We start from the raw sequence: 12,899 nt of genomic DNA on the forward strand, positions 1-12,899 counted from the left end.
CATCAACAAGAGCCACAGTGCATGGCATTGCTCAGTGAATTTGAACAACGGCAGGTCGCCGAGGCGATTGCCCAGGTTGAACGCAGTACCGATGCGGAACTGGTCACGGTGCTTGCAGCCCGTGCTGACGATTACACCTATATCCCGTTGCTCTGGGCCAGCCTGTCAGCATTGGTGCTGCCGGGCGTTATCCATTACCTCAGCGGCTGGCCGGGTGGGCATGGCCTGCTGATCTTCCAATGGCTGACCTTCATCGTGCTGAGCCTGGTGTTTCGCCTGCCGCGCCTGACCACCCGCTTGATTCCGCGCGCTGTACGCCATTGGCGGGCCTCGAACCTGGCCCGGCGACAGTTCCTTGAACAGAACCTGCACCGCACGATGGGCAACACCGGCATGCTGATCTTTGTCAGTGAGGCCGAGCGCTATGTAGAGATTCTGGTCGACGAAGGCATCTCGCGGCATCTGGACAATCAGGTCTGGGACAGCATCGTTCAGCGCTTTACCGAGCAGGTCGGGCAAGGCCAGACCTTGCAGGGGTTTCTTGACTGTATCCAGGCCTGTGGCGTACAGCTCAGTGCCCATGTCCCGCTGACGCAGACCCGTAATGAATTGCCCAATCGATTGGTGATGTTGCCGTAAGGGCAGGGCAATCATCGACAAAAGCTGTGCCTGCGCCGGTCATCCACGTAAAATGCCCGGCACTGGCGCCGTCTGGCGCGTCCCCGCATTCCGAGGCACCCACTCCTGATGTCCGATACCCCTACCGCCCAGGCCGCGCCGGATGCGCGTGCGCAGTTTCTGGCCCTGCTCGCCACCTGCCTTGAGCAGAATGCCCTGATCAAACTGGTGCTGGCGCGCCATGTCGGCACTGAAGAAGCCCTGCAACGGGTGATCGCCAAGCCATTGACCGTCAAGGGCCAGGCCTGCCTGTCGTTCGTCTACCGCTACCAGACCCGCGACATCACCCGCAATTTGCCGGTCGACGAAGCCCTGGCACTGGTGGCTGAACTGCTGCCAGGCAGTTTTCGCAACGCCCACCTGCAGAGCCTCAGCGATGAAGCCCAGTTGGAGTTCAGCAAGAAAGGCAAGCCGATGCTGCACCACAGCGCAGCACAGCAGGCACGCCAGGCACCGGCAGGCGAGCATGACCGGGAGAAGAAACGCTACCTGGAACTGAGCCGCCCCTTCCTGGTCGACCTGGGGGTCACCGACAAGCAGCATGCGCTGATTCCAGCCATGTCGCGCAAGTGGAAACAGATCAACAAGTTCATCGAGGTGTTTTCCCATGCCCTCGGCAGCTCGACCCTGGGCGCGGAGCAACCACTGCGCGTCGCGGACTTCGGCTCGGGCAAGGGCTACCTGACCTTCGCCATCCATGACTACCTGCGCAACACCTTGCAGCGTGACGCTCAGGTCACCGGCGTCGAGCTGCGCCAGGACATGGTCGAGCTGTGCAACAAGGCTGCCGCGCAACTGGAACACCCGGGCCTGCATTTCGAGCATGGCGACGTGCGTACCGTCGTGCCCAGCGCCATCGACGTGATGATCGCCCTGCATGCCTGCGACATCGCCACCGACTACGCCATTCACACCGGTATCCGTTGTGGTGCGGCCATCATCATGTGCTCGCCGTGCTGCCACAAACAGATTCGTCCGCAAATGCACACCCCAGGCTTGCTCAAACCGATGCTGCAATATGGCCTGCACCTGGGCCAGCAGGCTGAAATGCTGACCGACAGCCTGCGTGCCTTGTATCTGGAAGCCTGCGGCTATGAAACCAAGGTGTTTGAGTTCATCTCCCTTGAACACACCAACAAGAACAAGATGATCCTGGCGATCAAGCGTCGCGATCCGGTCGATGCGAGCGTGTTGATGGCCAGAATCCAGGAACTCAAAGCGTTCTATGGCGTCCAGGAACATTGCCTGGAAACCCTGCTGCGGGCTGACGGTTTGCTTGCGGCCTAAACCTTCGCGGGTCGCTGGGCTGGATGCACCCGTGTGCGTCGGCCCAGTACCACGGTCAGAATCACCCCGGTGGCAAACACCCAGGTAATCGGCTCGACGTGTTCGCCAAAGAACAGCGCGGAAAAGGCGATAGTGAAGAAGATCTGCAGCAACTGTACCTGACTCACCCGGGCGATGCCGCCCAGCGCCAGGCCGGCGTACCAGGCAAAGAAGCCGATGAACTGCGAGAACAGCGAAACATAACCGAAGGCCCACCAGGTCTTGCTGCTGACCTCGCCCTGGTGCTGCAGCGCCAGGTACACCACCGGCCCGAGCAACAACGGGCTGGCCAGTACCAGCGCCCAACAGATCACCTGCCAACCGCCCATTTCACGGGCCAGACGCCCACCTTCGGCGTACCCCAGGCCACCCACTGCAATGGCGGCAAGCATCAGCAGGTCACCGGCCTGAATCTGTCCGGCTCCCATGATCATGGCGTAGGCCAGCACCAACACACTGCCCAGTGCGGCGCAGGCCCAGAAGGCTTTTGACGGGCGCTCGTGGGACAACCAGGCTGCGTATACCGCTACGCACAGCGGTTGCAGGCCGTTGACCAGCGCCCCGTGGGACGCCGGTACGGTTTGCATGGCCCACGCAGAGAACACCGGGAACCCAAGAATGACCCCCAGCGCCACCAGGCTCAGCCCTTTTACTTGCTGCCAGGTCGGCCATTTTTCACGGCGCCACAGCAACAGCGCGGCGGCGGGAATGGCGGCGACCAGCGCCCGGCCCAGCCCATTGAGCAGTGGGTGCAGTTCCTGCACGACGATACGGGTCATGGGCAAGGTCAGGCTGAAAATGACCACGCCGAGCAGGCCGAGGGCCATGCCGGTGTTTTCACGGGTAGACATGCGGGAACGCCTTGGGCAGATAAGTCCGTCCATTGAGCCACAGGCGCTGGGTACGGTCTTGTTACAGTTGGGCACAAATCGACGCATACAGTCCTGTGCGAACGTGCGTGACCGGTGCCCGTCTAGCGACTTAGCGGCGACGCTTGCTGGCAGGAGGGACGGCCACCGCCAACTCAGCCTGCCCCAACGGGTGGCTGCTGGCATCGAAGAAACACAGTTCGATGTCCGGGCGCTCGGCAAACAACCCCGCATAGTGCTGCTTCTGGCCAATGATCGCCGCCTCGCTGAGTGGGTGTACCGCGATGGCGAGGTGGCCGGGGTTGGCCTGCTTGATGGCTTCCACTAAATGCCGGTCGGAACTGTCCAGGCGGTGCCCGAAAATACACAGGCCACCGTCATGGCAGGCCAGTTCACCGTGGCACCAGCTCAGGTAGTCCGACGTACGAATTGCGCGCAGCTTGTCGTCGCTGCTGCTTTCATTGATGAACAGCGGCACATCGCCTGGGGTGTTCACCGCAAAGCCATCGAGCAGGGCGCTCTCACGGGCGCTACGCTGGCGGGTGCTGCCGTCCTGTTGCTTGAGCAGGTGCAGGCCGCCATGCAGGTAAAGCACGCGATGGCCTTCACCGCGGCTGCGGCGTACATCAAACACACCCTCTTCATCGAACAGCTCCTGAAACCCTTCGGGCGCGTGGCTCATTGCCCAATGAGCAAGCAGGTCATAGTTGCTCGAATAGATGCTGCGGTAATTGCGCAGTGCCTGGTTGAGGGTGCGCAGGGTCGAGGCAGGTAGCAGCTTCCACGGAATATGTACGCTGCGCACGGCATGAATCAGCGCTTCCTTGATTGCGTAATAGCGGTTCAGCGGTGCCGACGAACTGATGGCCAGGGCTGCATTGACCCGCACCGTGGTGTTCAGCGCCGTGAGCACCGGCTCAAACAATTCGGTACCCATGGACTTGAACAAGGCTTGATCGGTGAGCCCCAAGGGCTTGTTACGTACGCGCTGGGCCAGTTCAAACAGCGAGAAATAGGCGAACGGGCGCCACACCATGCGGCTGGCACCGTTGCCCAGCAGCAGCCCGCTGCAAGGGCGGCGTGAGGCCAGTTCAGGCCAGGCGGCGAGGGTGGCGTCGAAGTTGGCAGAGGGCATGCGGTGCTCACAGACAGATCGTGCAAGGGAATGGGCGCGACTGTATCACGCACACCCCGCTTGTCATCAGCGTGGGCGACTATGCTGGAGGCGTCTACCGGTTGAGAGAAGCCCATGTCGATACACCGCATTGTTGCCGCCTTGAGTGTCTTGCTGCTGCCTTGGATGACGGCTCAGGCTGCCGACGGCGCAGGCTTGGCGGCCGCACAAGGTATCGCGTACCCAGCGGTGATCGCTCATCGCGGCGCTTCTTTCGATGCCCCGGAGTCGACCGCGGCGGCCTATGCACTGGCACGTGAATTGGGCGCTGACTACCTTGAACTTGATCTTCAGCGCAGTAGCGACGGTATGCTGGTCGTGGTGCATGACAGCAACCTGTTACGCACCAGCGACGTGGCCCAGCGCTTCCCTGAACGCAAGGACCGCCCAGTGAGCGCCTTCACTCTGGCGGAACTGAAAACACTGGATATGGGCACCTGGTTCAACCAGGCCTATCCTGCACGCGCACGCCCGGCGTATGCCGGGTTGCAGATCCTCACCCTGGACGATGTGCTGGACATTGCCGAGGCCAATCCGCAACGGGTGCCGGGCCTCTACATTGAAACCAAAGCGCCTGAGCTGTTCCCCGGTATTGAGCAGAACCTGCATGACCGGCTGCAGGCCCGTGGCTGGCTGCACACGCCAGGTCGGGTGGTGCTGCAAACCTTCGACCGCGACAGCCTGGCCTTGCTGCATAGGATCATGCCGCAGGTACCCAAGATGCTGTTGTTGTGGTTGGGCAAGGGCTACGTTGAACCCGCCGAGGCACAAACCTTCGCTGAGTCAGGGGAAACCGATCAAGCCGCCTTCCTCGCGCGACAACGCCCTAAAGACAACGCCGAATTCGAGCGCTGGCTCGACTATGCCAAGGCCGGCGGTGCGATTGGGGTGGGTGCCTCGGTGGCGCTGACCGGGGGTGGTGAGCAGAGTTACGCCAACCTTGTGCAACCCCGAATGATCTGGATGGCCCATGATAAAGGGCTGCTGATACATGCCTATACGGTTGATCAAGCGGTGGACTTTCAAAAGGTGCTGACGGCAGGAGTCGATGGCATCTTCACCAACCGCAGCGGTGAGTTGCAGCGCTTTCTGGGGCGCTCACTGCCGCAAGATGAAGCGCCGATTCTTGAATCCTTGGGGTATTGAGTGGCTGGCTGCCACCTGGAAGCGCGCGTAGACTCACGTGCCGTGTTCTATACAGGCCCCGTGTTCCGATGACGTTTTCGCTCGTATTTGCTGTGCTCGCCTCCGGCTTTATCTACGGCATTACCCCTGGCCCCGGTGTCCTGGCGGTGCTCGGTATCGGCGCAGCACGTGGGCGACGGGCGGGTGCCGGGTTTCTCTGTGGGCACTTGCTGGGGGATGTGCTCTGGTGTGGCACTGCACTGGTGGCCATTGTTGGCGCACGCCAGGTGGGCAGCCTGTTGTTCGATGGTCTGGGCGTAATCAGCGGCTTGTACCTGTTCTGGCTTGGTCTGCGCGCCTTGCGCAGCCGCCCGTCTACTGAAGAAGGTCAGCAGGGGCCTGTGCGTCAACCGTTCTGGCACGGCGTGGTGTTCGGCCTGACCAACCCCAAGGCGTACCCGGTGGCCGTTGCCACCTTTACAGCACTGTTATCCAGCCGTGCCGAGGCCCTGACCTGGTCGATGCTGCCCTTGTTGATCGTGCTCAGCTTTGTGGGTGGCTTGCTGGCCTATGCGATTCTGGTGGCGTTGGTGGGCGCGCGTCAGGTGCGTACGCTGTATGTGCGGTATGAATTGTGGATTACCCGGGCCTGCGGGTTGATGTTCATTGGTTTCGCGATCAATGCGCTGGTGCATGCCTTGCCGGGGTTGCTGGCGGGTTAATCGTGGGGGGGGGCGATAGCGGGCAAGCCTGCAGTTCCCTGTGGGATGCAGGCTTGTCAGTGATGGCTTTGGCGGGGTACCTGCATCGCGTCAGAGAGAAGCGAGTGATTCTTTTTGGCTCAACGAGTGAATTTTCGGAAATTTCATACGCGTTATTGGGAAAGGGTTGGCGTTTGGAGTGAGGGTTTCAGTGGTATCAACCTCGTTGCGACTACAAAACAAGACGCCCCCCTCACCTTTGGTGTTCAAATGAAACGACTGATTCGCCGGCGCGACATGAGCGCCTTTAGCCTTGCTCGAATTGAAAGTCCTTTTTTCGCTTTATCTGATGTAGAACGTTCACTTTTTTATCCTATGGAAATAGACGGGCTGATTGATCTTATCAGTGAGTCCGGATCTTCCATTGAGCAGTGTTTGTATGAACAGGATAAAGCTCGCATTCTTGAAGCCGTCAGTCGAGGTGACTGGCTACTGGTTACTAATAGTCCATTCAGTCCCCTGAGTCAGGATACCTTCGGCATATATGCTCACCTGACCGGTAAATCTTTTTCGCTTGGTACACCCGCCAGGTCACCAGCCAAACTCACGAATGATGAGTTGAAACAGGGTGAGCCCTTGACGATGGCTAATATAATGGGGCGTGATAATAGAAAAGCCAGTACTCAGTTCGGGGCTGGGAAATGGGTAAAAAAAGAAATTGATTACGATGGTATCAGGAACACGCTCGCTGTACTGATCAATCGATCTGGTTCGTTAATTGATGAGGGACGCTTGATTTTCTCTGATGGGAAGGACTTTACAAATACTACTCGTACTCTGATTCAAGAGTGGGTTCCGCTCGCTAATGATGAGCTTTCCTATGAAACGGGCTCGGCAATGCATGCCTACGGGTCCTTACGACGCATAAAGCAGCGCTTTCAGGAATCCGAGGACGAGTGGCGAGAAACCGGCAAGTCTTGGCACTGGGTTCCTGCTACTGCAGACACCGTGTATGAGCGGAGAACCGATGAACAATGAAAGTCGAAAACAGTGACTGCAAGTCGGTGGTGTGGTTTGTATGGGGCGGGCTAGATGCGCTTTATCTTGTCTGGTATGTATTGGGTAGCCTCCGTCATAAAAAAATACCCTACCTAACGGATCTGGAAAATACATTGGCATTGCTGGGTGAGCTAGGCTCCGCTCAGGTGGCAATGGTTGCGCTGAGCTGGGTGTTGCAGTTATCGATATTTGTTAGCTGTTTTTTATTTTTGACCCGGCGAGATGCAGCCAGGTGGGTCGCGTACTCACAGTTGCCTTTGAGGCTGTTTTTTATTGTGCCTTCGGTTTCGGTTTTATTGGTAGGCGTTCAATTTTTTCCAGGTTATAGCCCGCTGTTGATGATTGTTTTGGTTGTGGTGTCTGAGGTCATAAAGTTCTGGAGTCTTCGGAAGCTCAACGTGCGTCATGTGGCTGGTTGATGACGCCGGTGGGGTATCAGTGAGTGCGCGGCGCTTGCATCGCGGGCAAGACCCGCTCCCACAGGCTCCGATCAAACCGTGTGGGATGCAGGCTTGCCTGCGATGGCGTCAGTGGGGTGTCAGCGCTCCATGGCCTGTGCCTCGAACCCGTCGAGCAGGGCGTCGATCAAGGCCTTGGCCGCCTCCATCGCGTGCAGCGAGGCCCAGCGCAAGCCTTCCGGGGTGCGCTCCTGGCAGAAGCAGGTCTGGTTGACGGCATCGATGCCCGCCTTCAGTTGCAAGGAGGCATGCACCAGCGCGTCTTCGGCACTAATGCCTTCGTTAACGGAAAACAACGGCGGGTGCCCTGCGTCGCAGGAACCAAAAGGCAGCGAGGCCGTTTTATAGGGCGCGCAACGCGGTGGGTCGGGAACAATCTTGATCATGGTAAAGCTCCTATAGACATAGAGGAGCTGCCCTGACTCACTTCCACATGAGGGTGGCAGCCACACGCAGGGTGGAAGACCGGTCTATAGGAATCCGGCGCACCACAACGGGTGCCCTGCGCGTAGCCGCCATAACAAATCATACAGGCATAAAAGTACGCCAGCATTCACCTGTCAGGGAATACACGCCTATAGAGGGTCCAGACTTCCACATCTGGTCGCTGAATATGCAGCGACTCCCGAAGGCTAGTGGGCGTGCCGTTGTTCAACAAGGTCAGCGCTTCCCAAGGTTCTGTAGGAAGTTTCGCTTACTCTGATGCAAACAGCTCTTTGTTCCGATTGCGCCATACGCGGTAGGCGCGAATGCCGGCCCGTACCGAGCCAAACAGCAATCGATCCTCCAGCTCCCGAGCGATCCCCGAGCGCACCAGCATGCGCAAAAACTTGCCGCGTGCACGGGCAATGCCGAACAGAATGCCCTGTGCCTTGAGGGTGTCCCGCACCTCGCGCAAGGCTGCGATGCCGCTGACGTCGATGGCGCTGACGGCTTCTGCGTCGAACAGCACCGCACGGGGTTGGTGTTCACGTTGCACCGCATCGAGCAGGCGCATTTTGAAATAGTCGGCGTTGAAGAACAGAATCGCATCGTCAAAGCGGTATACCACCAAGCCCGGGACGGTGCGGGCATCTTCATGGTGACGGATGTCGACCTGGCCTTCGACACCGGGCAGCCAGCCGAGTACGGCATCGGTTGGCTGATAGATGCTGTACAGCAGGCGCAGGATGGCCAGGGTCACGGCAATGATAATGCCCGGCAGCACACCAACACCCAGCACGCCGACGGTGGTGAGCACACACAGCCAGAACTCGAAGCGGCTGAGTGCGTGGATCTTGCGCAGCGACTGCACATCGATCAGCCCCCAACCCGCCATCAGCAGCACGGCACCCAGCGCAGCCTGGGGAATCCAGGCCAGGGGCGCGGTGAGGAACATCAAGATCGCCGCGATCATCAGGGCGGCAATAATGCCCACCAGTTGGCTCTTGCCGCCTACCATGTCGTTGACCGCCGTGCGCGAGTCGGCACCGCTGATGGCGAAGCCTTGGGATACCCCGGCGGCGAGGTTTGACACGCCCAGCGCAAGAAACTCATGGTTGGCATTGATCGCGTAGCCATGGCGTGCGGCGAAACTGCGGGCGGTGAGCATCGCACTGCAGAAACTTACCGTCGCGATACCCAGGGCGTCACGCATCAGGCTTTTCATCTCGGCGAGGTTGGTTTGCGGCCACGCCAGTTCCGGCATCCCGGCTGGCACCGCGCCAAGAATGGCCACCCCATAGTGGTCCAGCCGCAGCACGCCAACCGCCAGCGTGGCGATGGCCACAGTCACTAGCGCAGCCGGCAAGCGTTGAAAGCGCCGGGGCAGCCAGATCAGTGCAATCAGCCCGGCAACCCCAATGGCCAACGTGGGCCAATGGATTTCGTTGAGGCGCTGCAGCATGTTGATCAGGCTGAGAATGAAGCCGTCGCCCTCGATCTGAAAACCGAGCACCTTGCCCAACTGACCGGCCAGCAGGCTCAGGCCGATCCCGTTCAGGTAGCCAATCAGAATAGGTCGCGAGAAAAAGCTGGCAATGAACCCGGCCCGTGCCGCCCCGGCAGCGATCAGCATCAGCCCCACCAGTACTGTGACAATCACCGACAACTGCGCCAGCCGCTGCGGGTCGCCCATCGCCAACGGCGCAATGGCCCCGGCAACCATCGCACAGGTGGCCGCATCTGGCCCGACCATCAACTGTCGCGAACTGCCGATCAAGGCATAGACAATCATCGGCAGGATGCAGGCATACAACCCCACGTGCGGCGGCAGGCCGACAATCTGCGCATAGGCAATGGCGATAGGGATCTGAATCGCGGCAACAGACAGCCCGGCCTGAAGGTCATGGCGAAACCACTCGGCGCGGTAATGCAGCAAATTGGCCAGGCCCGGAAGCCAGCGGGAGAGAAACATGAACGGGTCCTTTCGACTGTTTCAGAACAACGCCGCGTTCAATCCCTAGCGCCGAAACACTGCGGCGGACAGGGCGCCCGGTCAGGGTGCAGCGAGATGATTTGTTTGTACCCGATTGCAGAAACGTTGCAAGAAATTTCGACAGTAAAGCGACTGGCGTTGTTTTGAGTCAGGCGAGAGGCAAATGCGCAGGGCTAGACAAACACCCCGCTAAAAAACGGGGGCGTCTGTAACCTGAGCCTGCCATGTGGCGGGGGCTTTATGCTTCTGCCAGCGCGGCAAGCACATGAGTAGGATCATTATGAATCGCACGCAGTAATGCACGTGCTGGCCCTTCTGGAACACGACGTCCCTGTTCCCAGTTCCTGAGGGTCCCAACGGGCACATCGATTCGTTTTGCAAATTTTTCTTGGGTAAGACCTGTCGCTTCGCGGATTGCTTTTACGTGCACAGCGTCGACCCGGAATTCCCGGGATGGCGTGCGCTCACCGCGGGCGATCTCATCCATCTCAGTCATGCTGTTAACAAGACGATCGAAGAGATTTTTGCCCATCATTTCCACCCTTGGTTGATGCTTTTTAGTACTGGCTTTCCTTTTGCGGCTCAGCGGATCTTTCTCAATCCCCCGGTTTCCTCAATGGGATCACCTGCTTCTGGATGCTCTGCAAGGTAGTGCTGGAGCTTCCGGTACTCTTCATCTTCGAGGTGAGTCTTCACATCCGCTGTGAAAATGGTTGTTTCGATGAAAATCATGCCGTCCTTGGATGTGCGTCATTGGCGTAGTTGAAGTCTATGTCGTACTTTCGCGCGGTGCAACAGGCGTTGGCGTAGTCGTATTGATGTACTAAAGGATTGGAATAGTCGTAGTTGCGGGGGGAGGGGGGAGATCAGGCTGGACTGATGCTAAGGAACAATTCCTTATTTTCAGTAGCTTATAGAGTCAGATGGATTTTTTCAGAAGCGAAAATGGAGCGGGTGAAGGGAATCGAACCCTCGTTATCAGCTTGGGAAGCTGGAGTAATGCCATTATACGACACCCGCTCTGCAGGACGACTTTGTACCAGAAGTGCGACGGGAATTGAAGCCTTTCTTCACGCGTGTTGTGCGGTCGGCCGGTAACGCAAGGTTTGCATCTTGCGGGCGCCTGGAGGCGTTTGATGCAGGTTGCTGCGTTACCGGTGACCCCGATGCTCAGAGGGCAAAGGCATGTTCTCCGAGGGTAAACGATGTGCGTACGCGGTGTTCCCGGGGCGTGGGGGTGAGGAAGCTCAACAGTGCTTCACGCGAGTCGCGGCAGGCGGCCTTGTGTTCCATGTCGAGGAAGTGGCCGGCGCTCTGGATCTGGCTGAAGTGGCTGTTGCGCACGTGTTTGCTGAACTGCTGGGCGTCCTCGGTGGTGGTGTATTCGTCCCATTCACCGTTCATGAACAGCACCGGGATGTCGATGACACGGGCCGAGCGCAGGGCGTTGTCCAGGTCGTGTTCGAGCACCTGGTGGATGTGGAAGTGCATCTGCGCGTATTCGTGGTTGTCCAGGCTGCTGACATGCCGGTAGTTGAAGCGTTTGAACAGCGACGGCAGGTGCTTGCCGATGGTGTCGTTGACCAGGGCGCCGACTTCGTATCGCTCGTACTTGCTCAGGTGGTACGAGCCGCGCTCAAGGTAGTCGCGCATCGGTTCGTTGATCACCGGCGAGAACGAGCTGATCACCGCCTTTTCGATACGCCGTGGCTTGTGGGCCAAGGCAAGCAGGGTGCAGGCGCCGCCCCAGGAGAAGGACATCACCTGATCGGCAGCAAAGTGGTCGATCAGTTCCAGAAGGATCTGGCCTTCGATCTCTTTGGTCAGCGGACGGTCGTTGCGGTTGTGCGGCTTGGACTTGCCCGAGTAGGGCTGGTCGTAGAGCACAACGTTGAATTGCGGGTGCAGGTTACGCACCGTCTGGGCGAACGAGGCAGTGGTTGCCAGCGATCCGTTGATCAGGATGATCGTCTTTTCGGCGGCGTCTGCGCGATAGAACTCCGTGTAAACCCGGTACTGACCTTGTATATCCAGCACAGCAATTTCTGGCCTCATGTCGTCGACTCCTGGCGCAAGAAAGGGTAATCGCGCAAGCAAGTTTGCACGTTCTTTATGACAGGTAGGCATACGCCTTGAAGTGAAACTGAGGGCCCTTGTCGATCCGCTACAGGCTGGTCGACGGGTATTGTTCTAGGCGGGCAATCCGCCGGACTCCATCACTTCGAGGTGCTGGTAGCCGGCAAAAAGGTGTCTTTGACTGCGGTTGTGACTGGCGAGTCACATGCAGACCGACGTTTGGGTTCAAGCAGCCATGTGCCGAACCTGCAAGTGCCATTGGTGTAATTGGCGATATTTTTCTGCCAGGCGGTCGTGACGTCAGAGCGCGTTGATTTCGTCGGGGCGCAAGGCGCGGTACTCGCCGGGCTGCAGCGCCGGGTCGAGTTGCAGGGGGCCCATGTGTTCGCGGTGCAGGCGCATGACCTTGTTGTCAAAGAAGCCGAACATCCGTTTGACCTGGTGATAGCGGCCTTCAACGATGCTCAGGCGAGCGCTGTGCGTGCCGAGTATCGTCAGGTCGGCCGGTTGCGTGGTGAGGTCTTCAAAGGCGAAGTAGAAGCCTTCACGAAACTTTTCGATGTAGTGCTCGCCGATGACCTGCTCGGTTTCAACGTAGTAGACCTTGGGGAGTTTGGTCTGCGGTTGGGTCAGGCGCCTGGACCATAGGCCATCGTTGGTGATCAGCAGCAGGCCGGTGGTGTTGTAGTCTAGGCGTCCGGCGATGTGCAGGTCGTGTTTGTCCGGCTCGTCGAGCAGGTCGAGGACCGTGCGGTGCTGTGGGTCGACCGTGGCGCTGACGCAACCCGCGGGCTTGTGCAGCATGAAGTAGCGCAGTGGTCGGCCGGCTTGCACAAGCTGATCATCGACTTCGATTCGGCTGAACTCGCGCACATCATGCCGAGGTTCGGTGACCGGGATGCCATCGACACGTACGCGGCGCTCTGCCAGCAGCAGGCGAACGTGCTGACGGTTGTAGCAGGGCAGGTTACTGAGGAAACGGTCGAGGCGCATGGGGCGAGGAGGGGCCAGTATCGG

The 12,899-nt window shown here is 59.0% G+C and carries 14 protein-coding genes and 1 tRNA gene; 6 read left to right on the forward strand and 9 right to left on the reverse strand.

The window, feature by feature from the left end:
* The first annotated feature begins 21 nt into the window (after positions 1–21).
* Together IE038_RS12105 and IE038_RS12110 are read left to right on the forward strand one after the other, a co-directional pair.
* A complete protein-coding gene (locus IE038_RS12105; protein WP_163937678.1) occupies positions 22–639 on the forward strand; it encodes a TPM domain-containing protein in 618 nt (205 codons plus the stop codon).
* 108 nt (positions 640–747) lie between these two features.
* Positions 748–1,965, forward strand: a complete 1,218-nt coding sequence (locus IE038_RS12110; RefSeq protein WP_163937675.1) for a class I SAM-dependent methyltransferase — start codon at positions 748–750, stop codon at positions 1,963–1,965.
* Here the strand turns inward: IE038_RS12110 and IE038_RS12115 are convergent.
* Both IE038_RS12115 and IE038_RS12120 read right to left on the reverse strand, forming a co-directional pair.
* Complete coding sequence (locus IE038_RS12115; protein ID WP_163937671.1) at positions 1,962–2,855, reverse strand: DMT family transporter; 894 nt, start codon at positions 2,853–2,855, stop codon at positions 1,962–1,964. The genes IE038_RS12110 and IE038_RS12115 overlap by 4 nt on opposite strands.
* 130 nt (positions 2,856–2,985) lie before the next feature.
* Complete coding sequence (locus IE038_RS12120) at positions 2,986–4,008, reverse strand: DUF4917 family protein (RefSeq protein WP_163937668.1); 1,023 nt, start codon at positions 4,006–4,008, stop codon at positions 2,986–2,988.
* A 114-nt stretch (positions 4,009–4,122) separates the two neighbouring features.
* Here IE038_RS12120 and IE038_RS12125 point away from each other — a divergent pair, with 114 nt between their 5' ends.
* The 4 genes from IE038_RS12125 to IE038_RS12140 all read left to right on the forward strand — a co-directional run bounded on the left by IE038_RS12125 (position 4,123) and on the right by IE038_RS12140 (position 7,351).
* Positions 4,123–5,193 (forward strand): glycerophosphodiester phosphodiesterase, encoded by a 1,071-nt coding sequence (locus tag IE038_RS12125; protein WP_189395692.1) that lies wholly within the window; start codon positions 4,123–4,125, stop codon positions 5,191–5,193.
* A 68-nt stretch (positions 5,194–5,261) separates the two neighbouring features.
* Positions 5,262–5,894, forward strand: coding sequence for a LysE family translocator (locus IE038_RS12130; protein ID WP_163937665.1), 633 nt, complete (start codon positions 5,262–5,264; stop codon positions 5,892–5,894).
* A 249-nt stretch (positions 5,895–6,143) separates the two neighbouring features.
* A complete protein-coding gene (locus IE038_RS12135) occupies positions 6,144–6,911 on the forward strand; it encodes a hypothetical protein (protein ID WP_189395693.1) in 768 nt (255 codons plus the stop codon).
* A complete protein-coding gene (locus IE038_RS12140; protein WP_189395694.1) occupies positions 6,908–7,351 on the forward strand; it encodes a hypothetical protein in 444 nt (147 codons plus the stop codon). The genes IE038_RS12135 and IE038_RS12140 overlap by 4 nt, the downstream gene beginning before the upstream one ends.
* A gap of 119 nt (positions 7,352–7,470) precedes the next feature.
* Here IE038_RS12140 and IE038_RS12145 read toward each other — a convergent pair whose 3' ends face one another.
* The 7 genes from IE038_RS12145 to IE038_RS12175 all read right to left on the reverse strand — a co-directional run bounded on the left by IE038_RS12145 (position 7,471) and on the right by IE038_RS12175 (position 12,875).
* Positions 7,471–7,776, reverse strand: coding sequence for a DUF3077 domain-containing protein (locus tag IE038_RS12145; RefSeq protein WP_189395695.1), 306 nt, complete (start codon positions 7,774–7,776; stop codon positions 7,471–7,473).
* A 308-nt stretch (positions 7,777–8,084) separates the two neighbouring features.
* Positions 8,085–9,785 carry a SulP family inorganic anion transporter gene (locus IE038_RS12150; RefSeq protein WP_163939873.1) on the reverse strand — a complete coding sequence of 567 codons (1,701 nt, stop codon included), beginning with the start codon at positions 9,783–9,785 and terminating at the stop codon, positions 8,085–8,087.
* A gap of 259 nt (positions 9,786–10,044) precedes the next feature.
* The gene (gene nadS / locus IE038_RS12155) at positions 10,045–10,338 is read right to left on the reverse strand and encodes a NadS family protein (RefSeq protein WP_189395696.1); all 294 of its coding nucleotides are present in this window, start codon (positions 10,336–10,338) and stop codon (positions 10,045–10,047) included.
* Positions 10,339–10,388: 50 nt separating this feature from the next.
* Positions 10,389–10,538 carry a hypothetical protein gene (locus IE038_RS12160; protein WP_163937494.1) on the reverse strand — a complete coding sequence of 50 codons (150 nt, stop codon included), beginning with the start codon at positions 10,536–10,538 and terminating at the stop codon, positions 10,389–10,391.
* A gap of 214 nt (positions 10,539–10,752) precedes the next feature.
* A tRNA-Gly gene (locus IE038_RS12165) sits at positions 10,753–10,826 on the reverse strand.
* Positions 10,827–10,976: 150 nt separating this feature from the next.
* Positions 10,977–11,861, reverse strand: a complete 885-nt coding sequence (locus tag IE038_RS12170; protein ID WP_163937563.1) for an alpha/beta fold hydrolase — start codon at positions 11,859–11,861, stop codon at positions 10,977–10,979.
* Between the two features lie 321 nt (positions 11,862–12,182).
* Positions 12,183–12,875, reverse strand: a complete 693-nt coding sequence (locus IE038_RS12175; RefSeq protein WP_163937560.1) for a pseudouridine synthase — start codon at positions 12,873–12,875, stop codon at positions 12,183–12,185.
* Between the last annotated feature and the right edge of the window lie 24 nt (positions 12,876–12,899).

This window comes from Pseudomonas laurentiana (genome assembly GCF_014648275.1).
Lineage (GTDB): Bacteria > Pseudomonadota > Gammaproteobacteria > Pseudomonadales > Pseudomonadaceae > Aquipseudomonas > Aquipseudomonas laurentiana.